At 61.6% G+C, this 25,530-nt stretch carries 22 protein-coding genes and 4 pseudogenes; 6 read left to right on the forward strand and 20 right to left on the reverse strand.

Annotated elements, in window-relative coordinates; translation table 11 throughout:
- Nucleotides 1-12 precede the first annotated feature (12 nt).
- From O1Q03_RS20945 to O1Q03_RS20955, 3 genes are read right to left on the reverse strand one after another with little or no spacing between them, the layout of a single operon-like run.
- Nucleotides 13-762, reverse strand: coding sequence for an electron transfer flavoprotein subunit beta/FixA family protein (locus O1Q03_RS20945; RefSeq protein WP_269505840.1), 750 nt, complete (start codon nt 760-762; stop codon nt 13-15).
- 31 nt (nt 763-793) lie between these two features.
- Nucleotides 794-1,933, reverse strand: a complete 1,140-nt coding sequence (locus O1Q03_RS20950) for an acyl-CoA dehydrogenase family protein (protein ID WP_269505841.1) — start codon at nt 1,931-1,933, stop codon at nt 794-796.
- Complete coding sequence (locus O1Q03_RS20955) at nt 1,926-3,200, reverse strand: CaiB/BaiF CoA transferase family protein (protein ID WP_269505842.1); 1,275 nt, start codon at nt 3,198-3,200, stop codon at nt 1,926-1,928. Before O1Q03_RS20955 ends, O1Q03_RS20950 begins: the two co-directional genes overlap by 8 nt.
- Nucleotides 3,201-3,319: 119 nt before the next feature.
- On the opposite strand from O1Q03_RS20955, the gene O1Q03_RS20960 reads away from it, so the two are divergent.
- The gene (locus O1Q03_RS20960; RefSeq protein ID WP_269505868.1) at nt 3,320-4,231 is read left to right on the forward strand and encodes a LysR family transcriptional regulator; all 912 of its coding nucleotides are present in this window, start codon (nt 3,320-3,322) and stop codon (nt 4,229-4,231) included.
- 97 nt (nt 4,232-4,328) lie between these two features.
- Here the strand turns inward: O1Q03_RS20960 and O1Q03_RS20965 are convergent, their stop codons facing one another.
- Both O1Q03_RS20965 and O1Q03_RS20970 read right to left on the reverse strand, forming a co-directional pair.
- Nucleotides 4,329-5,762: a nicotinate phosphoribosyltransferase gene (locus tag O1Q03_RS20965; protein ID WP_269505843.1), complete on the reverse strand. Its 1,434-nt coding sequence runs from the start codon at nt 5,760-5,762 to the stop codon at nt 4,329-4,331.
- A gap of 73 nt (nt 5,763-5,835) precedes the next feature.
- A complete protein-coding gene (locus O1Q03_RS20970; protein WP_269505844.1) occupies nt 5,836-6,876 on the reverse strand; it encodes a bifunctional nicotinamide-nucleotide adenylyltransferase/Nudix hydroxylase in 1,041 nt (346 codons plus the stop codon).
- Between the two features lie 181 nt (nt 6,877-7,057).
- Between O1Q03_RS20970 and O1Q03_RS20975 the strand changes: the two genes are divergently transcribed.
- The 3 genes from O1Q03_RS20975 to O1Q03_RS20985 all read left to right on the forward strand — a co-directional run bounded on the left by O1Q03_RS20975 (nt 7,058) and on the right by O1Q03_RS20985 (nt 8,919).
- Nucleotides 7,058-7,510 carry a type II toxin-antitoxin system RatA family toxin gene (locus tag O1Q03_RS20975; RefSeq protein ID WP_269505845.1) on the forward strand — a complete coding sequence of 151 codons (453 nt, stop codon included), beginning with the start codon at nt 7,058-7,060 and terminating at the stop codon, nt 7,508-7,510.
- Nucleotides 7,511-7,717: 207 nt separating this feature from the next.
- Nucleotides 7,718-8,479 (forward strand): N-acetylmuramoyl-L-alanine amidase family protein, encoded by a 762-nt coding sequence (locus tag O1Q03_RS20980; RefSeq protein WP_269505846.1) that lies wholly within the window; start codon nt 7,718-7,720, stop codon nt 8,477-8,479.
- A gap of 50 nt (nt 8,480-8,529) precedes the next feature.
- Complete coding sequence (locus tag O1Q03_RS20985; protein ID WP_269505847.1) at nt 8,530-8,919, forward strand: lysozyme inhibitor LprI family protein; 390 nt, start codon at nt 8,530-8,532, stop codon at nt 8,917-8,919.
- 155 nt (nt 8,920-9,074) lie between these two features.
- On the opposite strand, the gene O1Q03_RS20990 is transcribed toward O1Q03_RS20985, so the two are convergent.
- The 3 genes from O1Q03_RS20990 to O1Q03_RS21000 form a co-directional block, all read right to left on the reverse strand.
- A complete protein-coding gene (locus O1Q03_RS20990; RefSeq protein WP_269505848.1) occupies nt 9,075-10,421 on the reverse strand; it encodes a glutamine synthetase family protein in 1,347 nt (448 codons plus the stop codon).
- A 157-nt stretch (nt 10,422-10,578) separates the two neighbouring features.
- Nucleotides 10,579-11,136, reverse strand: coding sequence for a helix-turn-helix domain-containing protein (locus O1Q03_RS20995; protein ID WP_175716119.1), 558 nt, complete (start codon nt 11,134-11,136; stop codon nt 10,579-10,581).
- Between the two features lie 16 nt (nt 11,137-11,152).
- Nucleotides 11,153-12,442, reverse strand: a complete 1,290-nt coding sequence (locus tag O1Q03_RS21000) for an NAD(P)/FAD-dependent oxidoreductase (protein ID WP_269505849.1) — start codon at nt 12,440-12,442, stop codon at nt 11,153-11,155.
- 102 nt (nt 12,443-12,544) lie between these two features.
- Here O1Q03_RS21000 and O1Q03_RS21005 point away from each other — a divergent pair.
- Nucleotides 12,545-13,260, forward strand: a pseudogene (locus O1Q03_RS21005) (tyrosine-type recombinase/integrase); the annotation flags it as partial.
- 105 nt (nt 13,261-13,365) lie between these two features.
- On the opposite strand, the pseudogene O1Q03_RS21010 reads toward O1Q03_RS21005, so the two are convergent.
- The 6 genes and pseudogenes from O1Q03_RS21010 to leuC form a co-directional block, all read right to left on the reverse strand.
- Nucleotides 13,366-13,633: pseudogene (locus O1Q03_RS21010) on the reverse strand (transposase domain-containing protein); the annotation flags it as partial.
- Between the two features lie 29 nt (nt 13,634-13,662).
- A pseudogene (gene tnpB, locus O1Q03_RS21015) lies at nt 13,663-13,896 on the reverse strand (IS66 family insertion sequence element accessory protein TnpB); the annotation flags it as partial.
- A gap of 109 nt (nt 13,897-14,005) precedes the next feature.
- Nucleotides 14,006-14,104: pseudogene (locus O1Q03_RS39995) on the reverse strand (IS66-like element accessory protein TnpA); the annotation flags it as partial.
- 109 nt (nt 14,105-14,213) lie between these two features.
- The gene (locus tag O1Q03_RS21020; RefSeq protein WP_269505850.1) at nt 14,214-15,536 is read right to left on the reverse strand and encodes a 2-hydroxycarboxylate transporter family protein; all 1,323 of its coding nucleotides are present in this window, start codon (nt 15,534-15,536) and stop codon (nt 14,214-14,216) included.
- A 104-nt stretch (nt 15,537-15,640) separates the two neighbouring features.
- Entirely contained in the window at nt 15,641-16,276 is a 636-nt protein-coding gene (gene leuD, locus O1Q03_RS21025; protein ID WP_269505851.1) for a 3-isopropylmalate dehydratase small subunit, read from the reverse strand.
- Nucleotides 16,269-17,681 carry a 3-isopropylmalate dehydratase large subunit gene (leuC, locus tag O1Q03_RS21030; protein ID WP_269505852.1) on the reverse strand — a complete coding sequence of 471 codons (1,413 nt, stop codon included), beginning with the start codon at nt 17,679-17,681 and terminating at the stop codon, nt 16,269-16,271. Before leuC ends, leuD begins: the two co-directional genes overlap by 8 nt.
- A 115-nt stretch (nt 17,682-17,796) precedes the next feature.
- Between leuC and O1Q03_RS21035 the strand changes: the two genes are divergently transcribed.
- On the forward strand, nt 17,797-18,702 hold the full coding sequence (locus tag O1Q03_RS21035; protein WP_269505853.1) for a LysR family transcriptional regulator: 906 nt from the start codon (nt 17,797-17,799) through the stop codon (nt 18,700-18,702).
- A 192-nt stretch (nt 18,703-18,894) separates the two neighbouring features.
- Here the strand turns inward: O1Q03_RS21035 and O1Q03_RS21040 are convergent, their stop codons facing one another.
- The 6 genes from O1Q03_RS21040 to O1Q03_RS21065 form a co-directional block, all read right to left on the reverse strand.
- Nucleotides 18,895-20,484 carry an alpha/beta hydrolase domain-containing protein gene (locus O1Q03_RS21040; RefSeq protein WP_269505854.1) on the reverse strand — a complete coding sequence of 530 codons (1,590 nt, stop codon included), beginning with the start codon at nt 20,482-20,484 and terminating at the stop codon, nt 18,895-18,897.
- A 540-nt stretch (nt 20,485-21,024) separates the two neighbouring features.
- On the reverse strand, nt 21,025-21,984 hold the full coding sequence (locus O1Q03_RS21045; protein ID WP_332112546.1) for an SDR family NAD(P)-dependent oxidoreductase: 960 nt from the start codon (nt 21,982-21,984) through the stop codon (nt 21,025-21,027).
- 26 nt (nt 21,985-22,010) lie between these two features.
- Complete coding sequence (locus O1Q03_RS21050; protein ID WP_269505856.1) at nt 22,011-22,961, reverse strand: choline ABC transporter substrate-binding protein; 951 nt, start codon at nt 22,959-22,961, stop codon at nt 22,011-22,013.
- A 4-nt stretch (nt 22,962-22,965) separates the two neighbouring features.
- Nucleotides 22,966-23,976 (reverse strand): GlxA family transcriptional regulator, encoded by a 1,011-nt coding sequence (locus O1Q03_RS21055; protein ID WP_269505857.1) that lies wholly within the window; start codon nt 23,974-23,976, stop codon nt 22,966-22,968.
- 64 nt (nt 23,977-24,040) lie between these two features.
- Entirely contained in the window at nt 24,041-24,961 is a 921-nt protein-coding gene (locus O1Q03_RS21060) for a LysR substrate-binding domain-containing protein (RefSeq protein WP_269505858.1), read from the reverse strand.
- Nucleotides 24,962-25,039: 78 nt separating this feature from the next.
- Entirely contained in the window at nt 25,040-25,519 is a 480-nt protein-coding gene (locus O1Q03_RS21065) for a thioesterase family protein (protein ID WP_269505859.1), read from the reverse strand.
- Nucleotides 25,520-25,530 lie beyond the last annotated feature (11 nt).

Below are 25,530 nucleotides of genomic sequence, written 5' to 3' on the forward strand. Positions count from 1 at the left end.
TTGCGCTCCCTCTCACAGCACCTTGGCTTCGGCCTTCAGCTTCTCGACCAGCGTCTTCACGTCCGGCACCTTCACGCCGGCCGCGCGCTTCGGCGGCTCGACCACCTTCAGCGTCTTCAGACGCGGCGCGACGTCCACGCCGAGGTCTTCCGGCTTCACCGTTTCCAGCGGCTTCTTCTTCGCCTTCATGATGTTCGGCAGCGTCACGTAGCGCGGCTCGTTCAGACGCAGGTCGGTGGTCACGACTGCGGGCAGTTGAAGCGACAGCGTTTCCGCGCCGCCGTCGACTTCACGCGCAACCGTCAAGCGGCCATCGACGACCGTGACCTTCGACGCGAACGTCGCTTGCGGCAGACCCGCCAGCGCAGCGAGCATCTGGCCCGTCTGGTTCGAATCGTCGTCGATCGCCTGCTTGCCGAGGATCACCAACTGCGGCTGTTCCTTGTCGACCAGCGCCTTCAGGATCTTCGCGACAGCCAGCGGCTCGACGCTGTCGTTCGACTCGACCAGGATCGCGCGATCCGCGCCGATCGCCAGCGCCGTACGCAGCGTTTCCTGCGCTTGCGCCACGCCCACCGACACGGCGATCACTTCCGTTGCAACGCCCGCTTCCTTTAACCGCACCGCTTCTTCAATTGCAATCTCATCGAACGGATTCATCGACATCTTCACGTTCGCGACGTCGACGCCGGACTGGTCGGATTTCACGCCGACCTTCACATTCGCGTCGACCACTCTTTTCACAGCCACCAGTACTTTCACCACGCGTCTCCTTGTTCGATTTCACGTGCCGTCATGCCAGCATCGTGCGTGCAATCACCGTGCGCTGGATCTCCGACGATCCCTCGTAGATCCGCAGAATGCGGGCGTCCCGGACGAGTCGTTCGATCCGCATTTCGCGCGTGAACCCATAGCCGCCGTGAATCTGCAGTGCCGCGTCGGTCACGAACGCAACCATCTCCGACGCGTACAGCTTCGCCATCGACGCCATGTCCGTAAACGGCTCGCCGGCAGCGCGCCGCGCCGCGGCCTGCAGCGTCAGCAGCCATGCGGCTTCGAGCTGCGTCTTCATGTCGGCGAATCGCCATTGCAGCCCCTGCTTGTTCGCCAGTGCCTCGCCGCCAACGTGACGCTGTTTCGCCCAGTCGATCGCGTCGCCCAGCGCGGCTTCAGCAATCCCGAGGCTCGTCGCCGCGACGTCGAGCCGGCTGCTGTCGAGCACCTTCATCGCGGTGCGAAAGCCGCTCCCTTCATCGCCGAGCCGGTTCGATGCCGGCACCATGCAATCGAATGCGACTTCGTGCGCGGGCGCGCCGTGAATGCCCATCAGCCTCTCCGGCGACGACACCGACACGCCGCGCGTATCGCGATCGACAACGAACGCGCTGATGCCGCGCGTCCCGAGCTCGGGCGAGGTTTTCGCATAGACGACGATGAACTGCGCGGCATCGGCGTTCGAGATGAAGTGCTTGACGCCGCGAATCCGGTAGTTGTCGCCGTCGCGCACGGCCTGTGTCGTCATGCCGGCCGGATTGGAGCCGGCCTGCGGCTCGGTCAGCGCAAACGCGCCCAGCTTCGCGCCGCTTGCGGCGTCGGGCAGGTAGCGTGCGCGCAACGCGTCGTCACCGCCGATCAGCACCGAATCCGTTGCCAGGTAGTGCGCGCCGATCATCGACGACGTCGCCGCACACGCGTTCGCGATCTCGGCCAGCGACAGGATGATCGCGGCCGGCGATGCGCCGGCTCCGCCCCAGCGCTCCGGCAGGTTCATCCCCATCACGCCGAGTTCGGCCAGCGCGGGCACGTAACGCGTGGTCGACGTCTCGTCGCGATCGACCTGCGCCGCGTGCGGTGCAAGTTCGGCTTGGGCGAAGCGGCGGATCGCGTCGGCAATTTCGAGGTCGGCATCGCCGACGCCCAGTCGTTTAAGCATCGTTCATCTCCTGATGGATTTCGGTCTGTCGCGACGGTTCGGCAGCGCCGCCGTCGGTCATGTCGGGTGCCGCGTAAATCACGCCGGCCTTCGCCAGTGCGGCGATCGTTGCGTCGTCGAGGCCGAGCACCCGCCCAAGCACCGTGTGCGTGTGTTCGCCGAGTTGCGGTGCGCGGGTGGTGCGGGTGTCGGGATACGCGGAAAATTTCAACGGTTGCGCGGGCAACCGGATCGGCGAGCCGTCGGCCGCGGTGGTATCGACGAGCAGGCGCCGTGTACGCGCCTGCTCGCTTTCGAGCGCTTGACGGATGTTCCGGATCGGCGCGACCGGAATGCCCGCCGCGGCCAGCGCCGCGTTGACCTCGTCGACCGAGCGCATCGCGGCCCACTGCTCGATGTACGCGCGCAACGCCGCTTCGTGTTCACAGCGCAACGTGTCGGACGCGAAACGTGGATCGTCTGCCAGCGCCGGCTGGCCGATCGTGTCGGCAAGCAAGCCGAACAGCTTGTTATTGAGTACCGCGACGACGAAATGGCCATCCGCGGCACGATAGGCGCCGAACGGCGCGGACGTCGGGTGACGATTGCCGACGCGCTGCGGCGCAACGCCAGTGGTCGCGTAACGCGCGACGAGCGCCGCGGTGAGACTCGTCGTCGCATCGAACATCGACACGTCGACGTGCGTGCCCTGTCCGGTGCGATCGCGCGCGACCAGCGCCGCGAGCACGCCCCATGACGCAAAAATCCCGCTGACCACATCGGACACCGAATCGCCGACGAGTGTCGGCTCGCCGTCGGGTGCGCCGGTCGCATCCATCAGCCCGCACATCGCCTGCAGGATGATGTCGTAGGCCGGCCGGCGCGATTCCGGGCCGGTCTGCCCGAATCCGGACACGCTTGCGTACACCAGCGCCGGATTGCGCGCCGACAGCGTCGCGTAACCGATCCCGAGCCGATCGGCCACGCCGGGGCGAAAGTTCTCGACGACGACATCCGCAGCGGCGCACAGCGACTGCGCGAGGGCCTGACCGTCGGACGTCTTCATGTCGATCACGACACTGCGCTTGTTGCGGTTCATCGCGCCGAACAGCCCGCTCTCGCCGTTCGCGAACGGGCCGATCGCCCGGTAGTCGTCGCCCGCGGGCGGCTCGATCTTGATCACATCGGCACCGAGGTCGCCGAGCAACGCCGAACACAGCGGCCCCGCCAGCACCCGGGAAAAATCGATCACACGTATGCCGTCGAGCGGCAGCCTGGACACAGTCACGGCATCTTTCTCCTGAAGGTCGGGCCGAGTCGGCCGATGCAGTGATTCTGTTCGAGCGGGGCAATCAGATAAAATATCGGAATAAATTAACGCCTATAAGATTTTCATATGGGTTCGCCATGGCTCTGTCGCTGAGACTGCTTCGTTATTTCGTCGCCGCCGCCGAATCGGGCAGCACGACCGCCGCCGCGGTCCAGCTCAGCGTGTCGCAACCGTCGATCTCGGTGGCGATCCGCGAGCTCGAGGCGCTGTTCGACGACCCGCTGTTCACGCGGGGCGCGGGCACGCGGATGACGCTCACGCATTTCGGCGAACGCAAGCTCGCCGAGGCGCGCCAGTTGCTGGCGTCGGCGTCCGCATTCGCGACCGACGACATCGGTGACGAGCCGGGCGGCGTCGTCCATATCGGCGTATTCAGCACGATCGCGCCGGTCTATTTGCCACGCTTGCTGGAACTCGCGCAGCAGCGCCATCCGCGCCTCGAAATCCGTTTCGTGGAAGGCGATCTGGCGCAACTCGACCTTGCACTGCACAAGCAGCAGATCGATTTCGCGTTGATGTACGACGTCGGCCTGCCCGAAGACATCGAGCGCGAGTGCCTCGCTGAATTGCGGCCCTATGCGCTCGTACCGGCCGGGTCCGCGCTCGCGAAACGCAAGCGCGCGATTTCGCTGCGCGATCTCGCCGCGTATCCGGTGATCCTGATCGACCTGCCGCACAGCCGCGACTTCCTGATGGCGCCGTTCTGGCAATGCGGCTTGTCGCCGAACGTCCGCTATCGCGTGGTCTCGATCGAACTGGTCCGGGCAATGGTCGCGAGCGGGCTCGGCGTGTCGCTGCTGATCACGCAAAGCCCGGCGGTCACGCGCTCGCCGCTCGTCGTCGAATGTGCGATTCGGGAATCGACCGTGATCCAGCCGCTGGTGATCGCACGTCTGGCGCGTGCGGCACGCACGCGTGCGTCGGAAATCGCCGCGAGTTGTGTGCGCGACGCAGTCGCCGATGCGATGCGTACACGAACCGGGCCTTGAAACAACGGACTACCCGCAGTGCGCGGTGTACCGCGTGCACGACGCGCACCGGCGTCGCCGGAGTGACGTGCGCTGGCGCATCACTCCGACGCGTGTGTCAGCGTTCGCCCGCGTGCGCCCTCGCCCGCACCTCGGCGAACGTCGTATCGACCAGCATCCGCCCCGTGTCGAATACCGTTTCGAGCGCATCGTCCCACTCGCCCTCCAGTGCGCGGTCGTCCCACGCGACCGGCAGCACCACGGTCCGGTACTCGCCCGTCCGGCAATTGCGCAGCAACGTGAGCCGGCCCTTCCTCGAGCGCTTGCCCTGATCGGTGACCGGATCCTTGCGCACGTCGTGCCACACGCCGCCGCGCCGGATCGCCGAGCACTTCATCGCGAAGCGCTGCGTGTCGCGATTCACCTGCTGCAGCAGCGCGCCCCCCATCCCGAACACGACGTTGCCGGCCGCATAGCCCGCCTCGTCGAGCGCGGCGAGGATCGCTTCGATCGACTGCTCGTCAGCACCATCGCCCTGAATCACCCGCACGCGATCGAGTACGCGCCGCCCCTTGCCGTTCACGGTCGAACCGAACGATGCGTCGAGCGCGCGCACCGTCTGCAGCACGATCGTTACCGGATCGCCCGAATCGGGACGCACGACGAGCGTCGCGCCCGAGTCGATCACCGCCTGACGCAGCGGACCGCCCCACATTTCCAGCGCGGCGAACAGATCATAGGAGTCCGATACGACCGACACGATCGCACCGGGCAATCCGAAGCGGTCGATCATGTTGCGGTACGCGTCGGCCTCGCCGTCGCGCCCCCACGACGTGATCGTGCTGTGCTCGGCCGCCGGCACCGAATACGCGGCCATCGGCTCGCGATAGAAGCGGTTCGCGGCCAGCACGCCGAGCACCGTATCCGAGCCCATGAAGCTCACGAGGTGCGCCGCGCCGCCGATCGCGGCCGATTCCGCGCTCGACACGCCGCGCGCGCCGAAGTCGTGCAGCTTGTACGGCAACTGCGCGAGATCGTCGTCGGTCTTCTCGAGAAAGCGGCGGATCGTCTGGCGCAGATGCCAGCTGAGCGTCGCGACCGTCACCGGATACCACACGCGCAGCAGCATCGTCTCGAGATACGACGCGAGCCAGAACACCTTCGGATCGTCGCACTCGACGGTCATCAGCACGTTGTGCACCGGAACGATCGAGCCCTCCGGCACCGCGCGAATCCTGACCGGCAGATAGCCGTCGTAGCGCTCGATGATGTAGCGCCATCCTGCTTCGTTGAACGGCTCGCCGTGCACCGCGAAGAAATCGCGCGCGTCGTCGATCATCGCGTGCGTGATGGGCGTGCACAGATACTCCTTCAGCAGCATCTGCAGGCCGAAGAACAGCGTGCGGTCGTAACGACCGCCGCGCGATTCGACGTACGAGAACATCGCCTCCGCGTCGGGCGGGTATTGCAGGAAGTGGGAAGCCTTGTACGAATCCGTGTTGAGAATCGGATTGGCGAGAACCGCGGCAAAGCCGCCGGGAACGTTCTGCATGGCTAGAGCTCCTCTAGGCCGTTGAAATGCCGCCGCGTCTGTCGCAGCGGACCGGTGCCGGGGAATCAGCGGATCACAGCTTCCCCAGGAAGTGATACGCGATCTCGAAGTGATCCTCGAACATCACGTTGCGCATCTGCGCGAATTCGTTGAGCGGCACCCAGCGCGCCTTGTCTGCGTCGTCGCTGCCCTTCACGCGCGGCAGCTCGCCGGTCGGGAAATTGAACAGGCACGCGTGCGTGATCGTGCGGCCGCGCAACGAGCGCGCCGGATGATCGAACACCTGGCGATCCTTGATCGAGCCGCGCAGCACGGGCTCCGGCAGCTTCACGCCCGTCTCCTCGCGCAGCTCGCGAATGCATGCCGCATCGAGCCGCTCGTCCTGGTTCACGAAGCCGCCCGGCAGCGCCCACAGGCCGCGGCCCGGTTCGCTGCGCCGGCGCACGAGCAGGATATGACCGGAGTGCACGACCACGGCGTCGACCGTCACGAACGTGACCGGATACGGCGCGGCCGACCACGCCTTGCGATACGCGGCGATGAATTCGGCCTCGGCCTTCAGTTGTGCGAAAGCCGGCTGCGTGCGAAAGCGTTCGAGCCAGCCGAACACGGGTTCCGGCACGGCCCACTGCACGAAGCTGTTGGTGCGTTCGGCGAAATACTGGCCGCGGATTTCGGTGGCGGAAATGTCTTCGGTCGCATCGACGTCGACGAACTCCCATTGCGGGAACATCCGCAGGTAATAGGACGTGGCGTCCTTCTCGTGCCCGATCAACCCGACCTTGCGTTGCGAGACGTCGCCGAGGGCAGCGGCCACGGCGTCCTGCACCCAGCGCACCCAGTCGCCGTCGTTGTACGTCGAATCCTGCACGGGCGCGATCGTCACGCGCTCGCGCTCGGCTGGATCGAGCAGCGAAACCAGCATCTGGCAGCGCTCGTCGAACGAAAACGGATCCTTGATGGTGCGGGGCTTGTCGGTCGATCCGATCAGCACGCACACGCGCTCGGCCCGGCTCAATGCCGACTTCAGCACATTCAGGTGACCACGATGCGGAGGCTGGAAACGACCGATGAAAACGAGCGCGTCGAAGCGCCGGTTCTGTTGCGTACTCATGAGGCTCCCTCAAGAGATTGAAACGCTTCGGGTCTTTCCCGAAGGCATGGATTCGATGCTAGGGGAATTCCCGAAGAACGTCAATCGAATCGCTGCTCGACTTGACGATGTCTGAACAAGTGCGCGGCGCAGGCGCGTTACACTCGATTTCATCCCAATCCGCAACGGTTCGCCCGCCATCATGAGGATCTCAGTCAGCCGGATCATCGGCGTCGATCGCAGACGCCTCTTCACGTGGTCGCAGGACTACGCGCGGCGGCTCGTCTGGGACAGCTTCCTCTCCGATGCCTATCTGCTCGACGGAATGACGGCCGACGTCGGCGTCGACGCGTTCTGCCGCACCCAGTCAGGCACGACGATGGTGTCGCGCTACATCTCGTACCGTCCGCCGCAGGTCGCGGCCATCGAAATGGTCGACGGGCCGAAGGTGCTCGAACGCTTCAGCGGCAGCTGGAATTTCACCGAACGCTCGACCGGCTCGACGGAAGTGAAGTTCACGTATCACTTCCGCGCGCAACCGGCGTTTCTGCGCTGGCTGCTCGAACCGCTGATCGGCGCGTTCTATCTCGTGCAGACGCGCCGGCGTCTCGACTCGTTCAAGCGCTGGGCCGAAGCCGAAGCGCTGCCGCACTGATCGTCGATCGCGCCGAGGTGATCCGGACCGCGGCTCGTATCGAACTTGCTGCGCGGCGGGATGCCGCCCGAAGAAGTGGTACATGGGCCCCGTTTCGTCATTGCCACGCGGCTGCCACCCGCTATAATCGCGCGACATTCCGACTGCATTGAGCAGGCCGACGGCGCCGCACCATACGACGCGCCATAGCCCTCCTCGACGACAACAATGACAAATCGAACCCTCCGACGCATACGTCCGCTCGTGCGTGCCGCCGCGCGCGTGCTCGCGTGCGTGCCGCTGCTCGGCGCGCCGCTGGCACTGCATGCGGCCGGCAACGCAAGCGCCGACGCTCAGCCCGCATCGGGCCGCTACATCGTCGTCGATACCGGCCATACGCCGACCCATCCGGGCGCCACCGGCGCGAGCGGCCGCGTCGAATACCGCTACAACCTCGACCTGTCCGCCGCCGTCGCCGACAAGCTCGCCGCGCACGGCGACCGCGTGCTGCGCACGTCCGCCGACGGCCGCGAGATCGCGCTCGACCAGCGCTCGACGCAGGCGCCCGACGCGAACCTGTTCGTGTCGATCCATCACGATTCGATGCAGCAGCAGTTCATCGACGCGGGCAGGCAACGCGAATTCCGCGGGTTCGCGGTGTTCGTATCCGAGCGCAATCCGCATTACGCGGAAAGCCTGCGTTGCGCGAAAGCGATCGCCGAACGGCTGGTCGCGGCCGGCGAACGGCCGTCGCTCTACCACGCGCAGCCGATCAAGGGCGAGAACCGCCCGCTCGTCGATCCGCAACTCGGCATCCATCGCTTCGACGATCTCGTCGTGCTGCGTACCGCACCGATTCCCGCCGTGCTGGTCGAGGCCGGCGTGATCGTCAATCCCGACGAGGAAAAGCGGCTCGCGCAGCGCGACACGATCCAGCGTCTGGCCACCGCGATCGCGGGCGGGATCGACGCGTGCACGGCACGCCGATAACCGACGACGTCGGCCGTTTCAACGGTTTTCACCCACCGAGGAGCATCACCATGAAAAAGAAGAATCTGCTCGTATCCTGCGCGCTGCTCGCGCTTGCCGTTCCGTTCGCCGCACACGCGGCCGGCTGTGCGAAGCCGCACAGCGCGTTCGATCAGGTGTATTGCAGCAGCACGCAATTTTCCCAGACCGACCGCGACCTCAACGACGAGTACGGCCGCCTGCGCAAGCAACTGAGCGGCGACCAGCAAGCGGCGCTCAAGGCCGGCCAGCTCGCATGGCTGAAGCAGCGCGATGCGCAATGCAGCGAGACGCGCAACAACGGCTATCTCGTCGATCTGCAGTGCGCGACCGACATGACGCAATCGCGGCTGTCGTTCCTGCGCGAACGCGAGCGCGAGTGCTCGAGCACCGGTTGCGTAACGTCGAAGCTCGGGGAATAACGGCACGGCAGGTGTGGTGTCGCGCAGCGTCGTACGACACCGCACCTGCATGCACGCCGGATTCTGCGCGTCGAGCGCTCGACATCAAGACGTTCGAACTCGCCGGCACGTCGATCGACGAAGTGCGCTACTGGCGCACACGCTCATAGCGGCTTTCACAGAAACCACCGATACTCGCGCGCGCCGATCTCGTTGCGGAAATCCAGCTCCTCCTGCCGCTTGTTCTCGCAATACACCATCACGAATTCGCTGCCGAGCCCGTCGCGCACGGCCGCGTGATCCTGCATCGCCGCGACGGCCGACAGCATCTCCTTCGGGAAATCGATCCCGCTGCCGCGATCGTCGTTGAGCGGTGCGATCGGCTCCTTCCGCGCGTCGAGCCCATGCTCCATGCCGGCGAGGATCGCCGCGAGCACCAGGTACGGATTCGCATCCGCGCTCGCGAGCCGATGCTCGATCCGCAGGTTGCGCGCATCCGACTCCGGAATCCGGATGCATGCGTCGCGATCCTCGAAGCCCCAGCTTGCGCGGCTCGCCGCGTTCACCATCGATCCATAGCGCCGGAATGCATTGTGATTCGGCGCGAACACCGGCATGCAGTGCGGCAGCAGCGCGAGGCAGCCGGCCACCGCATGCCGCAACGGCTGCTGCCCGTCGGCGGCTAGCAGGTTGCGGCCGGCTTCGTCGTACAGGCTCACGTGCACGTGCATCCCGCTGCCCGGTGCGTGCAGATACGGCTTGCCCATGAAGCTCGCGCGATAGCCGTGCTGCAACGCGACGCCGCGCGTGCTGCGGCAGAACAGCGCCGACCAGTCGGCCGCGCGCAACGCGTCGTCGGTGTGGCCGAAGTTGATCTCGAACTGGCCGGGGCCGAGCTCGGCCGTGATCACCGTCGCGTCGACGCCCTGCTCGCACGCGGCCTCGACCATCTCGTGCAGCACGTCGGAAAAGCGCGACAGGCGCTCGATGTGCATGTTCGGCTGGTCGTCGCGATCGTCGCTCAAGCGGTCGCGCGCATACTGCGGCATCCCGTCCTCGAGTTGCGCGGCGAACAGGTAGAACTCCAGCTCGAACGCGACGACCGGCCGGATCCCGCGCGCCGCGAACCGCCGCAGCACGCGCGCGAGCACTTCGCGCGGCTCGAACTCGATCGGCGCATCCGTGCCATCGGAGCTGATCAGCATCTGCGCAAGCGGCTGCCGCTCCCAGCGCACCGGCTTCAGCGTGCCCGGAATCAGCCGGCGCGGCGCGTCGGGGTCGCCGTCGTTGAAGCAGTAATCGCCGATCTTGTAGAGGCCGCCCTGCGTGCCGAGCAGCACGCAGTTCTGCGGCAGCTTCAGCAGCGAGCCCGCCGCGACCTTCTCGAGCGCATCGATCGGATAGCGCTTGCCGTAGAAGTGTCCGGGCAGGTCGAGACAGATCAGATCGACATAACGGATCTCGGGATGCGCGTGCCGGAAGGCGCGCACTTCATCGACCAGCACGTTAACGACGTCAGTCATGTCTCATCCTTTCCTGGTTCTGTATGGCGGTGCCGCCTTGCGACGACGGCGACCCGGATTCATCGGCATGCGTCACTGCCCCATGCGCGATGTCGATCAGTACTGCAAACCTGTACGCCGGCAGGGCAGCGGCCCGTCGGGCCGCGTTGCCGACACCTCAGGTAAACACCCAGATCACGCGCGTCGGCGCATCGCTCAGGTTCGCGTAACGAAACCGCTTGTGCGCGGGCAGCTGGAACGCGTCGTTCGGGCCGAGCGTGACGGGTGTGTCGTCGCCGTCGATCCAGATCGTCAGTTCTCCTTCGAGCACGAAGCCGCCCTGCTCGTCGCTGTCGTCGACCGGCCGCTCGCCGCTGCTCGCGCCCGGCGCCAGATGGCTTTCGAGGATCGAGAAGCGCGAGCGCATGTTCGGCGACACGAGGATATCGGTGATGCCGGCCGCGTAATACACGGTGCGCCGCTCGTCGGGACGCGTGACCCACGGCACGCTGCGCGGCTTGCTGAGGCTGTAGAAGTATGTGGTCGGCACGCCGAGCGCCTCGCCGATCGCGGTGAGATCGGCCACCGTCGGGCGCGACAACCCGCGCTCGACCTGCGACAGAAACCCGACCGAGCGGCCGATCCGTTCGGCGAGATCGTTGAGCGTGACCTTGCGATGCTTGCGCAGGTCGCGGATCAGGATCGCCAGACTTTCTATTTCTTCCTGTTCGTTCATGTTGGAATCCGGTGCGTCAGACGGTATCGCGCAAACGGTACCAGGCCTTGCCGATCGCTTCCAGCGGTGCGGCGAGGCGGTCGCCGCCAGGGAAGCGCCGGTTGCGAATGCGCTGGTACTGCGCGAGCAGGCGATCGTCGCCGAGCACGGCGTCGGCGACCGCGCGCGCACCGGCGAGCGTCGGCAGCACGCCGTGCCCCGAAAAGCCCTGCAGCCAAAAGCGCTGGCCGCGGCGGCCGATATCCGGCGTGCGCCGCATGCTGATGTCGATGTGGCCGCCCCACACGTAATCGAGCGGCACGCCGCTCAGTTGCGGGAATACGCGTTCGAGATGCGGGCGCGTCGCCGCCGCGATGTCGGCCGGTATGCCGCCGAGATAGGTGCAGCCGCCGCCGAACAGCAGCCGGTTGTCGGGGCTCAGGCGGAAGTAGTCGGGCACGAACTGGTTGTCGATCACGCAGCTGTTCTGCGGCAGCAGCGAGCGCGCGACGTCCGGCGCAAGCGGTTCGGTCGCGACCTGGTACGTGCCGACCGGCAGCAGCCGGCGCGACAGTTCGGGGTCGAGCCGATCGACGTATGCGTTGCACGCCAGCACGAGCACGTCGGCGCGTACTTCGCCGTGTGCGGTGCGCGCGACATGGCCGCCAGCCGTCTCGCGACAGTCGAGCACGCGGCTCTGTTCGAAGATGCGGCCGCCCGCGCGTTCGATCGTCTGCGCGAGGCCGAGCGCGAGCTTGAGCGGATTCAGGTGCCCGGCCTCGGGATCGTAGAGCGCGGCAAGATACCGCGCGCTGCCGATCCATTCGCGCATCTCGCGCTGCTCGATCACGCGCAGCCGGTCGTAGCCCCAGCGCTCGGCCGCCTCGTCGCGGGCCTGCGCGAGCATCGCCACGCGGCGCGGCCGTACCGCCGCCCACAGGCTGCCGGGCCGGTAGTCGATGTCGAAGCCGTGTCGCGCGGGCAGCTCGCGCACTTCGGCCGCGGCCCAGCGCATGCTGTCCCACAGCACGCGCGCGCCGTCGCGGCCGAGCGAATCCTCGAGCGGCTGCATGTCGCACGACCAGCCGAGCAGCGCCTGCCCGCCGTTGCGGCCCGACGCCGCCCACGCGACGCGGCTCGCTTCCAGCACGACGACGCGCTTGCCCGCGAGCGCGACGCGCAATGCCGTATGCAGCCCGCTGAACCCCGCGCCGACGACCAGCACGTCGGCGTCGATGCGTTCATCCAGCGCGGGACGATGCGGAATCGGCGCCGGGTAGGTGGCGGCGTAGTAGCTTGCGACGTGACGGTCGGACTGCACGAACATGCGGGCTCCCGTGAAATTTTAGCCGGTTAATTTCATGAAAAATTAGCACGGCAATTTCACGAGAGCAAGGGGGATGACGGATGGCGTGGTCGAGTCCGACGAACTGACGATACCGGGCGGTCGTTGACCGGCCGCGAGCGGAAAATCGTGCGAGCCGCGGCCGACCACCTCGAGCGCGCCGGCTGGACCACACCGGCTGCCGAGCGGCTGCGCTTTGTGCTGGACTTCGGCTACGCGACTGGCCTGCGTGCGCAGGAACTGGTGGCGGCGACGCTGGGTGACATCACGGCCGACACCCGCGGCATGTGGTGGCTCGAGGTGACCGGCAAGGGGGCAAAACCCGGGCGCGTGGCGCTCCCGCCGCTTGCGCGCGATGCGCTGCGGCGCACGCTGAAGGCGCGGGCCTGCCGGTCTGGCGTGCCCGCTGGCAGCCGGCCACCCCGTTGGTGGCGGCGCTGGATGCGGAGCAGCGCGCACGACGCGACGCTGGCACCGGCATCAGTTCAACGCGGTTGCGGCAGGTGTTGGGTGAGTTTTTTCGGGAGGTCTCGGAACGCGTCAACACGCGCCATCCGGCGCTCGCCGAGAAGTTGCGGCACGCCAGCCCCCACTGGCTGCGTCATACGCACGCCACCCATGCACTGGACGCCGGCGTGGAACTGGTTGTCGTGCGTGACAACTTGCGCCACGCGTCGGTGGCAACGACGTCGACCTATCTCCATGGGGAAGGGGCGAAACGTGCGCGCCAAGTCGGCGCAGCCTTCCGGTGTCCGCCGCACCGATCGCGTCGCCAGTACCTTCCCCGCACTGTCCGGTAGCCGACCGCTCAATACTTCCAAGTACCGCGGCGCCACACGCGTGCGCACCGCCTGACTTTCCTTGATGCCGGTCAGGTAATACCCGAGCTGATGGAAATCGATGGGAGCAGGGCCTTCGTCGGCCTCGAACTCTTCCAGTCGCCACTCGAGCTGCTCGATCTGACGGTCGAGCTTCTCTGAACTCCGGCCGAACCGCATGCGGTGCAGTTTCGCGATCAGCAGATTCAGATGCTCGATCTTGGCCTTGGGCGGTGGCGTTCGCCGCCCTGTGCGATTCGACCACATCTTCCACATGCCCGATGCGTGCATCGCGCTCAAGCAGCATGGCCTTGAGCGCTTCGACGTCGTCCGGATAGGCGTTTGCCGTGGTCATGCCGACGGTCTACGCGGCGGCCGACAGGTTTACAACGCCGATGTCGGCTCCGTCGTGCGGAGTGCTTGCCGCCAGTCGATACCTTCGAGCAGCATCGACAGTTGCGCCTGGCTCAGGCACACCACGCCACCGTCTGCCCGTGGCCAGACGAACCGGCCGCGTTCCAGGCGCTTCATCAGAAGGCACATGCCGTCGCCGCTCCACCACAGCACTTTGACCAGATCGCCACGCCTGTCGCGGAACACGAACAGTGGCCGCTGAACGGGTCTTGCTCCAGTACCGTTTGGACCTTGGCGGCCACGCTGTTGAAACCCGAGCGCATCTCGGTCACGCCCGAGGCCAGCCTGATCTTTGTGCGGCTCGGTAGGCCGATCATGCTGTCGGTCCCGACGTGCCGCGCAACATGCGGAGCACCAGCAGTAACGTGCGCTCGTTGGGTGAGCCTTGGATGCGCACGCGAGTGTTGCCCACTCAATACTTCAACCAGTCTACCTTTGCTGCGTCGAGATACGGCGCCTTATCGTCGTCGCTATTCCGGATTTGGGTCGTTTTGGTCGAAACCAAAAGATCAGAATTGCTTTCAATGCAACCACTTCATCATGATTGTCGCGAACACGACCATAGCGGCGCCGCCAATTCGAGTGGAAATTTGTGCGAATGGCATCAATCCCATTCTGTTCGACGACGACAAAATAGCCACATCGCCGGTGCCACCGAGTCCGCTATGGCATGCAGTAATAATCGCTGACTCAACCGGGTACATCTTCAGCCACGCACCAACGAAGAAGCCCGAGACCACCATCGATACGACGATCGACGCACAAATCACGAAATATCCCGGAGAGAAGGCGTTCACGAGTTTGTCCCACGACACGAACAAAGTTCCGAGCCCAACCAGGACACCGAAGGTCAGGTTGGTCGACATGAACTTGTACATCTGATAAGCACCGACTTCCATCGACTCCGGGATCGTACGGCAAACCTTCAATACCGCCGCGGCGACAATCATCAGAACTGGGCCCGGGATACCAGTCAACGGTGCCAGCAATCCGCCGAGAATGAACAACGTGCACGAAAGGAGCAAACCGAATCCCATCAGCCGCAAGTCCAACGCCGGCTCGGACCTTTGCGCCTTGAGCAATTCGACATCTTCGCCCGTCCTGACCAGCATGCCGTCGCCGCTGAAACTACGATGCCGTTCACCAAAACGTTTCAGGAGGCCACTAGAGAGGATTGCAACGACGTTTCCAATCAGTGCCGCCGGCACCATCATCGCGACGAGGTGACCCTGCTCAGCGCCCGTGATTTCTGAATACCCGATCGACAGCGGAAGAATTCCCTCTCCGATTCCTCCCCCGAGAATCGGCATTACGATGTAAAAGAACGTGTGGTTTGCATCGTATCCCAAAGCGAGTCCCACGATTACACCGGCTGCGATAGCGGACACCGTTCCGATCAGCAACGGAACGAACATCTTAAGGAAGCCTTGGATCAGGATCTTGCGATTCATCCCAAGAATACTTCCCGCGACAAGGCTTGCGATATAGAGATACTGAAGATTCGTAGTCTTCATGGTCGTCGTGATCGCTTTGAGCGTCGCGTCGTCCATCAGCTTATAGCCGAGTAACGCGGATGGGACAAACAAACACAGGATCGCAGGACCGCCAATATGTTTGAATAACGGAATCCGCCCCCCGACCTCGCCGAGCAATAGCCCGGACAGCATGAGTACCGCGAAACCTCCGATCATGTCGTTTGGCAGTCGCTTTGTTAGCGCCGCCAGAATCGTGATAATCGCTATCGCAGCAAACATGGGCAGTGGCATTCCCCCAATCTTGACTTTTGTCAGCGACGACGCCCATTTAGACTCGGCCATGCTCGTATGTGACGACGAAGTTTCCATCTCTTGTCTCCCGTTTCATGTCTCGGATTTTTGCCGGGGCAGGAAATTTGACCTGCCCGAACTAATTCCGTATGGATCTCTAGATCTCTAGCGTCCCGCCTCGATCAGCCTCTCTGCTGCTTCGGTAAGTCGATCTTCATCCATCGATGGTCCTTGTAGTGCCTCTTCTCAAACTCATGTATGGATTCCGATTCACTCAGTGTCACCCCGATCATGTCGAGACCCTCGACAAACATGCGCTTTTGTCTCGCAGGAAGATCGAAAGAGTATTCGTGTCCATCCGTTGTCCTCACAACTTGGTCGATGACATCGATCGTCAGCGTACTTCCCTCAGGATCTTCTACCTGCGTAACCAAAGCAGCGACCACATCAGCGTCGAGCTGAACAAGCAGTAACCGGTTATTCAGTGCGTTGAAATAGAAGATCTCTCCAAAGCTCGGAGCAATCACTGCCTCTACACCAGCTTGCTGAAGTCCCCAGACCGCATGTTCCCGACTGGAACCACAACCGAAGTTCGGCCCGGCGACTAGAATGCGAGCCCCCTGATACTCCGGACGATTCAGCACGAAATCCGCGCGCGGCGACCCGTCCGCCTCATGACGGAGATCGTAGAAAACCCCGCGAGCAAGACCGGACTTATCGATGCCGAGCAGGAACTGCTTCGGCATGATCTGATCGGTATCGAGATTGTTCAAAGGTAAGGGCGCCCCAATACCCACTACTGATTGATGCTTAGACATGCTCCAACTCCTTGCGAACATCCACGATACGGCCCATCACCGCGGCCGCAGCTGCCATCGCGGGGCTCATCAGATGGGTTCGCGCCCCCCTGCCCTGACGCCCCTCGAAATTGCGGTTGGTGGTCGAAGCGCAGCGTTGACCCGGTTGAAGGATGTCGTCATTCATGGCTAAACACATCGAGCAACCCGGCTGACGCCATTCGAATCCTGCGTCGATCAATGTCTGTGCGATTCCCTCTCGCTCGGCCTGCTCACGAACAAGCCCTGAGCCAGGTACGACCATCGCACGTACGGAGGCTGCAACCTTGCGCCCTCGCACAATACCTGCGACAACTCGCAGGTCTTCGATCCGTGCATTGGTACATGAGCCGATGAACACGTGATCGACTGCAAGATCAGCAATCGGCTGTCCGGCATCCAGTCCCATATAATCAAGAGCCTTTGATGCATTGCTGCGATCAAGCGGATCATTGGAGAGCAAGGGAATGCGATCTGTGACGGCAATCGCCTGATCGGGGCTCGTACCCCATGTCACAAACGGTGCAACATCACTTGCGTCGAACCAATGCTCGGCATCGAAGACGGCGTCTGCATCCGACTTCAACTGCCTCCACTGTTCAACCGCCTCACTGATCTCGAGCGACGACAGGTCCTTGATACGTGAAGATACGTACTCGACCGTCGTATCGTCGGTGGCGATAAGCGCACCTCGAGCCCCAGCTTCAACGGTCATGTTGCAGAGAGTCATGCGGGCCTCTGCGCTCAGCGCGTCAATGGCGGATCCACAGTACTCGACCACAAAGCCGCGAGCGCCCTGCGCGCCGATCTTCGAGATGATGTACAGGACAAGATCCTTCGATGTTGTGCCGTCAGGAAGTACACCTTTCACCTGGATGCGCATGTCCTGAGCCACGCGATAAATAAGCGTCTGCGTGGCAAGGACGTGCTCGACCTCCGAGGTGCCGATCCCAAAGCCGAGCGCGCCGAGCGCACCGTACGTCGTCGTATGGCTGTCGCCGCACAACACCACCATCCCGGGACGAATGAGCCCGATTTCGGGCGCGACCACATGTTCGATGCCTTGTTCGCGATCCTGTACGTCAAACAGATGAATTCCGTGCTTCTGACAATTGCGCGTGAAGTTCGCAGCCTGGTTGGCTGCCGCATTGATGAGAATCGTGCGTTTGTTGACGGGAACCGCGTGTGTCGGAATAACGTGGTCGACAATGCCCATCTGCTTTTCCGGGCAACGCACCGGAAGATTCTTTTCGTCCAGCCCAGCAAACGCTTGGGGACTCGTGTACTCGTTCATGATGTGCAGGTCGGCATATAGCGCGACGTGCTGCTGATCGACTCTGAAGACCGTGTGATCGCGCACGATCTTCTGGTAAAGCGTCTGCCCCATCGTTCCTCCAGGTTCCGATAACCGCCCAGTCGTGGGCGTTTCCCCGAAGTGTAATTTGACTGCATGGACATTAAAATCGATCGCGTCTTAACCCATTTTTAAACCAGACTTAAAGATGGATCCGATCGCAGACCTCGACTTCTTTGCACGACTCGTCACACAGGGCAGCCTCTCAGCGCTCGCGCGAGATCTCGGCGTGACTCCGCCCGCCATCAGTGCCCGCCTAAATCAGCTTGAACGTCGCCTTGGCGTCAAGCTCCTGAACCGGACCACCCGCCGTTTAGCCATCACGCACGAAGGCGAAATCTATCTCACGACGGGGACCAAACTGCTTGAACAGGTACAGGAACTTGAACGCACGGTATCAAGCAGCCGCGACCTACCACAGGGACTATTGAAGGTCAACGCGACGTTCGGTTTTGGTCGCCGCCACATCGCTCCAGCGCTGTCCGAGTTCCGGCACCTTTATCCCGAGGTGGATGTTCAGCTCGAACTCACCGATCGCCCTATGAATCTTGCCGAACTGGCATATGACGTCGGCATAAGGTTCGGCGAACTCCCCGATCAGCGGGTAGTCGGAAGAAAGCTGGCGACGAATCGGCGCCTCGTGTGCGCTTCGCCTGCTTACCTGAGCAAAGGTGAAGTGCCAGAGGAGCCTGGCGATCTCCGCACGCACGATTGCATCGTTTTGCGTGAAAACGATACAGCGTATGGGACGTGGCACTTCACAAAGGGCAAACGTCATGAACTCGTCAAGGTGCATGGCGCGATGAGCAGCAATGACGGCGAAGTGACGCTGCGTTGGGCAATCGACGGACACGGCATACTTGTACGTTCAGAATGGGACGCGCAGCCGTATATCAACGCCGGAACACTTGTGACGGTATTGCAAGATTGGTCGCTGCCGGCGGCCGACATCTATGCAACTTATCCGGAGCGGCTAAATCTGTCGGCCAAGGTAAGGGTCTTTGTCGACTTTCTCAGTGGCTACTTTGAGCGCCTGGAGAACCGCCCGGCTTGAGTCGATTCGTGGCCACTTACGTTCATGAAAGCAAGTACCTGGAGCGAGAATAGTGCAGGCGACTGCGACAACGCTACCTGAATGGACGGGTACCGCAGTCTCGCAAAAGCAAGGTGCGAAGAGCTCCATACACCTTACTTTCGCGCCCCTGGACGGCGAATCAAGCGCCGCCCAGTAACGCGGCACTGATCGTTAATTGTTGAGGAGCTGCATCTCGAATACCTGATCCTTCAAGACCTCAGCATCGACATCGAGAATCATTCGACTGCTGACAAGCGCATCGATACCGGCGTCGAACTTGCTGAGGAACGTCGCACTGTTACCGTATAGATTCGTCAGTTGAGCTACCGAAAACGGAATCTTGTAATTTCGCGTAAATTGACTACTACCGGTATATTCTGGATTATTGTACGAATGCGGAACCCATGTCGCATACGGAACATCAACCCATGGATTACGGATCCCGCCGACCGTATTACCATACGCATCCTCTTGGTACTCAATATGCTCTGACCCATGCATCGCCTGGTAAGTTATGCGCGGCAGATCCTTCGGCGGCGCAATTCCATTATTTATCCAATTCTCGAGATTGACCAGCGCTGCGTGATAGAACGCCCACCCGGGGAAATCGTTAGTACTAGGCGTAAAAGTAATGTCCGACAGCAACGCCGGCGTGGGCGTCACACCAATTTTCGCAACCTGCCCCCATCCCGGACTATAAATATTCATCCAGATCGAATTATGTGGCATGCCAGCAATCTCATATAACCTGTACTGATCGCCCGGTGCATCACTGTCGGCCCGACGCGAGGAGGGCGGCGGATTGTCCGCGGGGCCCATCATATTTGCGAAATCCGCCGAGCTTGCGATTCGAATAGTCGGGACAATGCCGCGGGAGGCAAAACTGTACGGTGCGCTGGCAGAACCATTGATGGGAAAATAGTTTGGCCCGATCGTTTGCAGAATTCCATCGAACATCGGTTTACCGTCTTCCTTTCGGGCCAGCGGCAACACGGCGTTAAGGTAAGTGTTGAGCATCACACTCGACTGTGACACGCCAACCGCAATAACCGTCTTTACCTTTCCGTTCAAAGGATTAGTCGATGCATTGCTCCTGACCCAAGCTGCCGCCTGACTTAGCATGTCCCAATACAATCCATTCTCCATGCTCGTCGGTGCAGACGGACTCGCCCAGTTCAAAGGACCGTAGCGCACCGGGTCATATTGTTTCAACTTCGCAATTGACCCCGATTGGCTTGCCATTTCAATAAATGCGTCGCCGTTACGAATCACTTGCTTGTGTGCTGTACTCCAAAAGTTCGGCTTATCGTATCCCGAAGTAGGATTGCCGACTTCGACAAGCACGTTTCCGCTGAAACGACTCATATCGGCGGGACGCGTCACAATAAACTGCGTCACGTAAGGCACGTTCGCGGTCTTTACAACCGCGGAACTCTTCGTGTCCGGCCAATCATAAATGTTCGCCGCTCCGCTGATGAAGTACTCCTCCTCCACGTATCCTTCGTCGGAGAGATAAATCGGAGTCAATTTCTTGTCGTTGGCGTTCCACGGAATTGATGTGGCCGTTCGCGGAATCAACTGTGCAGTCGGAATGGGTACCGTCTGTTGATTAGTAGCGGTTTGTTGACTCGATTGAGGGTTGGAATCGCTACCACATCCTCCCAACCCAAGAAGTACAAAAATACAACTGGCCAAGAGCCCCCTGGACGCAGCGATCGTCACACTGGTCAAACCACCACGCTGAAAATTTTCAGCCTTCATCGTCTCCCCCAAGTTTATCTTGAATGACATGAAAGAATAGTTAATCAAAGGAAATCGCATCAATAGCAGGAAAGACGACTCCCCGCGCGACTCGCAATTGCAACCCAGAAAAAAGTTGCATCATCGAGCGCTCGTCTTGGATCGTATACAGATACCTATACGCCGCCTAGCTTGGTGCAACTGCACCTGATATTAAATTGTTGTTAACAATGTGCCTCACGGCGCAATGTGGCCTTCCGTACACGCCATGGTGTAGCGCCGGCGTCAACTTTGACATCTGCGACGAAGGAATCGGTGCACCGCAATCTTCACAGGACGCAACGATTGACGGCACGTGACGACGTCATTCTTCGCGGAAGCGGATCGGAATTCTCTGCCAGGAAGAGTCTTTCGACTCTGAAGATCGGTAGCGGGGGGCTGAATTGAAATGTTTTTTAATACCACAAATTCGCACCGAGATCGCCGACAAATCCTGGCCATCTCAATTTTAATTTAACTCTCGATATTTCATTAATTATCCAAATAATCTTCTTACGCCATTTAAAATATGCGAGGTTGGAGTGGCGACGCAGCAGTCAAACCACCGTCCACCACGAAGCATTGACCGGTTACGAAATCTGCGTCGCCCGAAGCTAGCCACGCGACTGCCTTCGCAACATCGCATGGCACACCGAAGCGCCCGACAGGATGGCGAGCGCGCGCATCCGCTCGAGCTTGCTGAGGGTCATCCGCCTTCTCGAACGCTGCCTCAAGCATTCCTGTCGTGATCCATCCTGGGCACACAGTATTGCAGCGAATTTTCGGGCCGTGGTCTACAGCGATCGAACGCGTCAGCCCGTGAACAAACGCTTTTGTCGCGTTGTAGACAGCCATCGACCGATCGGCATGAAGTCCAGATATCGAACCGATGTTTAAAATCGCACCGCCCGTCGACTGCATAATCGGTATGGATGCCCGGCACATGTTGAAGATACCCTTGACGTTGGTGTCTAAGAGGCAATTCCAATCTGCGTCAGTGGTCTCGACGATGGTCTTCTCAATTTGAATGCCCGCGTTGTTCACTAGAACCGAAGGCGCCCCAAAGTGCTCGCACGTGCTTTTCAATATCCGCTTGACGTCTTCCGTCGACGACACATCGGCCCGAATCCATCTCACGGATCTGGCCAACTGCTCCGGGCGCAGTCCACGGCCACATGCGACCACTTGTGCTCCGCGATCCACGAACTCGTCAACGATCGCACGACGGATTCCGCGGCCCCCGCCAGTGACGATTACTATATCTCGACTCATTACTCCAAGCCCTCGATGTGAGTGCATGCGTGTCGGGGCACTCTCCGTGTACACGGGAAATTGATGATCAACCGGGATCCCGGTCTTTTCCGACACCCGAAAGGCGTCGGACATGTACCTTGATGATCGCCGCGGTTCACGAAGGCACGTTGCCGGCGCTTCAACGCAGCGCATAAATCCTGGCAACGCGCCCCGTGAGTTCATAATCATCCAGGCAAACGCATCCGAAACGCAGCTTAACGCGAACCGAGGTACGCCTTCACTGCCGGCAGCGCTGGTTTCCCGTCGATCGTCGTTACTCCTGCCAACCAGCTGTCGAGAACCGACGGGTTCTTCTTCAGCCACTCGGCAGCGACCTTGTTCGGATCCTGCCTGTCCATGATTGGGATCATCAGGTGGTTTTCGATATCCGTCGTAAACTTCAGATTCGACGCGAACTTCGCGACGTTCGGGCATCGCGCTTCATAATCGGGCGGCTCCACCGTATAGACGCGCGCCTCGCCATAATTGGGACCAAAAACGTCGTCACCGCCCGACAAATAGTTGATCTTGTACTGGGCATTCATCGGATGGGGTTCCCACGCGAGGAAAACGATCCACTGCTTCTCCCGCACCGCACGATTCAGTTCGACCAGCATGCCAGCCTCGCTCGACTCGACCAGCTTGAACTTGCCGATGCCGTCCTTGTTGGTCTTGATCATCTTGTCGATCAACTGATTGCCGTCGTTTCCCGGCTCGATGCCGTAGATCCGGTTCTGTAGTTTGTCGGCATACTTCGGCAGATCCGCGAAGGTCCGCAGCCCGGCCTGGTACACGTAGTCGGGCACCGCGAGCGTGAACTTGGCGCCCCGCAGGTTGGGGTCGGGTAACACCTTCACTGAGCCGCCTTTCACAAACGGCCCGATGATCGGGTCCATCGACGGCGACCAATACCCGAGGAAGAGATCGATTTGCTTGCTCTTTATCCCTGCAAACGTGATTGGCACCGACGCAATCGTTTTCGACGGCGCGTATCCGAGCGCCGACAAAACAGTGGATGCAATCCCGGTCGTCGCCGCGATGTCGGTCCAGCCAACGTCGGCCATACGGACGTTCTTGCAGGTCTCCGGTTCTGCGGCGCTTGAGTGGCCGCTTGTGATCGACAGGAGCAACGCAGCCGCCAATCCAGCCAAACTGATGCGATTCATGAAACTACCCCCTTGGTTGTGTCGTTGCAATGGCCGGAATCGAGTCGCCCTCAAAGAATGGCTCACCCGCTCGGCGTTCGTGGCTTGGCGCGTGGCCAAAGAATGATCGAAACGCGCGACTGAAATGCGTGGAGCTCTGAAAACCGCATCTTTTCGTGACGCTCGCGATCGGTAAATTCGAATAGCGAATCAACTTTCTTGCTGCCCTCAATCGAATGCCAATGTAATATTCGTAAGGAGTGGTATTCAGGGACTCCCTGAATACTCTCTGCAGGTGACGCATCGAAACGCCAACGAGACGCGCCAGATCGGGAACAGTGAGCGGTTCGTCGATGTTTGCCTCCATCAGGCGGACTGTCTCGACCAATTCGTGACGTGAAAAACCGACACGCGACGCAACCGGTATCGGCTGAGGATCAGACACCTCCCTCACACAGTCCACCGAGAATTGCTCGGAAATGTTCCGTGCCATCACCTTGCCCTGATCCTGCGTAATCAGGTGCAACATCATGTCGAGCGGGGCCGTTCCACCGGTACATGTGATCCGGTCACGATCCATCGCGAAGAGCTCGTCGACGAAGCGCACGTCGGGAAACTCGGAATGCAGTTCGGAAAGCACTTCCCAGTGAATCGCGCAACGGTAACCATCAAGCAGACCGCTTGCCATCAGCGCGTATGCACCGGTACACAGACCGCCAAGCGCGACACCGCGCTCCGCGAGCGCCTGAAGTAGGGTTATCACTTGGCCATCGACTGCATCGCGAACGTCCCATCCGCCACACACGAACACCACGTCCGGCAGCGATTGGCTCATATCCAGTACACGAGACGGCCCTGCTGCGATTCCGTTGCTCGCGACTACTGGCCGCTCGTCGACCGAATAGATAGACCATTGATAGAGTTCCGCCTCGCGCAGCTGATTCGCCATTCGCAGTGCCTCTATCGCACTCGTCAATGCGATCATCGAATATTTCGACAATGTGAGGAATCCGAATGTCTTAAATGGCTCACCCATATCCCGATCCTTTTGTGCAAGAGTATTCGAGTAAGGTCGTTAGTCCGTGATGGCGTTCATCGGGTCACCGATCGCGCTTTCCACCCTCGCATTGCGCGACGACCCAATCGCAGAACACTTTTGCTTCCGGTGTCAGCATGCGATCGCTTGGATGCAGCAGGTAAAAGCCGCGCCCGGTGCGCACCGACGTCTCGACCGGTCGTACGAGCACGCCGGACGCCAGCATGTCGTCCGCAAGGTAGCGCCAACCCATCGCGACGCCCTGTCCGCCCATCGCCGCTTGCAGAACGGCCGGGTAGTTGTTGATGTAAAGATCCTGCCGCTGCTCACCCAGCACGATGTCGTTGTGCCCGAACCAGGTGCCCCAGTCCATCCAGTCCCAATGCCGCGTCTCCAGATGGATCAGCGTGGCGCGCAGCAAATCCTCGGTGCACGTGGTTGACCCAAGTCGAGCCAGATACGCAGGCGCACAGACGGGAAAGATCTCTTCCTCGAGCAGGAAGCGCGCGTTGCACGCCTGCCAGTAGCCATCGCCGAACTGAATCGCGAGGTCCGCGCCCTTGCGGATCTGCTTCGTATCCTCGTCGGATGCATCGACGTGAATGATGATTTCGGGATGCTCGGCACGGAACTTCGGCAGGCGTGGTATCAGCCAGTGCGACGCGAATGCGAGATCGGTCGACACGGTGACCGTCGACGATCCGGCCTGCACTCTCAGGTCGTACGCCGCTGCGGACAGCAATCCGAATGCAGCATTCACCGTACGCTGAAACTTCCTGCCGGCGTCGGTGAGCGCGACGGACTTGTGCGAACGCACGAACAACGCGCAGCCGAGCGTTTCCTCAAGCAATCGGACCTGCCTGCTCACTGCACTCTGCGTCACGCACAGCTCGTCGGCGGCACTCGTGAAGCTCTCGTGCCGCGCCGCCGCCTCGAAGGCGGCAAGGTACGACAGCGGCGGAAGATGCTTGGTACGGTTGCTCATCTCGATTCCGATACTTCTGTTTCAGGACTGACGCTGGACGCGCCACGGCGAACTTCGCCGTTTGGCGATGCGATCGATTCAACGATCGCGCCGCAATGCGATGCCCTGCCCCGCGGACGCAGGCCAGGCTTCATTGCGCCGTGAAGCGTGGAGCGCATCGATCACTTCGAGCGTCGCGGCCCGGAACGCGCAACTGCGGCGCGCTGCCATGTCCACGTGAAGCAGCAGCGCTTCCATCGTAGCAAAGCGATGTGTCCGCGCCGGATCCTGCATGCTCAGGAAAACCCGCAATTTCCTGCTGTCGTACTCCAGCACGCTCGCGGTGACGGCAAGCGGCTCGCCGGCCCGCAGCTCCTTCAGGTAATGCACGACGGTCTGCAACGTATAGATCGACACGTTCTCGCGCGACCTGAAGGCCGCATCGATCCCGAGATGATCCATCAAGCCGTCGATCGAATCGCTGAACACTCGCACGTAGCAGGCGTCGTTCATGTGCCCGTTGTAGTCGATCCATTCGTCCAATACCGTCCCTTCGTAGACGACGGGTTCTTCGCTCATTCGGTTCCACC

Source organism: Burkholderia sp. IMCC1007, assembly GCF_027257875.1.
GTDB lineage: Bacteria > Pseudomonadota > Gammaproteobacteria > Burkholderiales > Burkholderiaceae > Burkholderia.

Coding starts and splice junctions, on each gene's coding strand:
- O1Q03_RS20980 (WP_269505846.1), top strand. CDS start 7,718: ATGACAAATCGAACCCTCCGACGCATACGTCCGCTCGTGCGTGCCGCC.
- O1Q03_RS21000 (WP_269505849.1), bottom strand. CDS start 12,442: ATGTTCGTGCAGTCCGACCGTCACGTCGCAAGCTACTACGCCGCCACC.
- O1Q03_RS20960 (WP_269505868.1), top strand. CDS start 3,320: ATGGCTCTGTCGCTGAGACTGCTTCGTTATTTCGTCGCCGCCGCCGAA.
- O1Q03_RS21055 (WP_269505857.1), bottom strand. CDS start 23,976: ATGGGTGAGCCATTTAAGACATTCGGATTCCTCACATTGTCGAAATAT.
- O1Q03_RS20965 (WP_269505843.1), bottom strand. CDS start 5,762: ATGCAGAACGTTCCCGGCGGCTTTGCCGCGGTTCTCGCCAATCCGATT.
- O1Q03_RS21035 (WP_269505853.1), top strand. CDS start 17,797: ATGGATCCGATCGCAGACCTCGACTTCTTTGCACGACTCGTCACACAG.
- O1Q03_RS21065 (WP_269505859.1), bottom strand. CDS start 25,519: ATGAGCGAAGAACCCGTCGTCTACGAAGGGACGGTATTGGACGAATGG.
- O1Q03_RS21040 (WP_269505854.1), bottom strand. CDS start 20,484: ATGAAGGCTGAAAATTTTCAGCGTGGTGGTTTGACCAGTGTGACGATC.
- O1Q03_RS21060 (WP_269505858.1), bottom strand. CDS start 24,961: ATGAGCAACCGTACCAAGCATCTTCCGCCGCTGTCGTACCTTGCCGCC.
- O1Q03_RS20950 (WP_269505841.1), bottom strand. CDS start 1,933: ATGCTTAAACGACTGGGCGTCGGCGATGCCGACCTCGAAATTGCCGAC.
- O1Q03_RS20975 (WP_269505845.1), top strand. CDS start 7,058: ATGAGGATCTCAGTCAGCCGGATCATCGGCGTCGATCGCAGACGCCTC.
- O1Q03_RS20995 (WP_175716119.1), bottom strand. CDS start 11,136: ATGAACGAACAGGAAGAAATAGAAAGTCTGGCGATCCTGATCCGCGAC.
- O1Q03_RS21050 (WP_269505856.1), bottom strand. CDS start 22,961: ATGAATCGCATCAGTTTGGCTGGATTGGCGGCTGCGTTGCTCCTGTCG.
- O1Q03_RS20985 (WP_269505847.1), top strand. CDS start 8,530: ATGAAAAAGAAGAATCTGCTCGTATCCTGCGCGCTGCTCGCGCTTGCC.
- O1Q03_RS20990 (WP_269505848.1), bottom strand. CDS start 10,421: ATGACTGACGTCGTTAACGTGCTGGTCGATGAAGTGCGCGCCTTCCGG.
- O1Q03_RS20970 (WP_269505844.1), bottom strand. CDS start 6,876: ATGAGTACGCAACAGAACCGGCGCTTCGACGCGCTCGTTTTCATCGGT.
- leuD (WP_269505851.1), bottom strand. CDS start 16,276: ATGTCTAAGCATCAATCAGTAGTGGGTATTGGGGCGCCCTTACCTTTG.
- O1Q03_RS21020 (WP_269505850.1), bottom strand. CDS start 15,536: ATGGAAACTTCGTCGTCACATACGAGCATGGCCGAGTCTAAATGGGCG.
- O1Q03_RS21045 (WP_332112546.1), bottom strand. CDS start 21,984: ATGATTATGAACTCACGGGGCGCGTTGCCAGGATTTATGCGCTGCGTT.
- leuC (WP_269505852.1), bottom strand. CDS start 17,681: ATGGGGCAGACGCTTTACCAGAAGATCGTGCGCGATCACACGGTCTTC.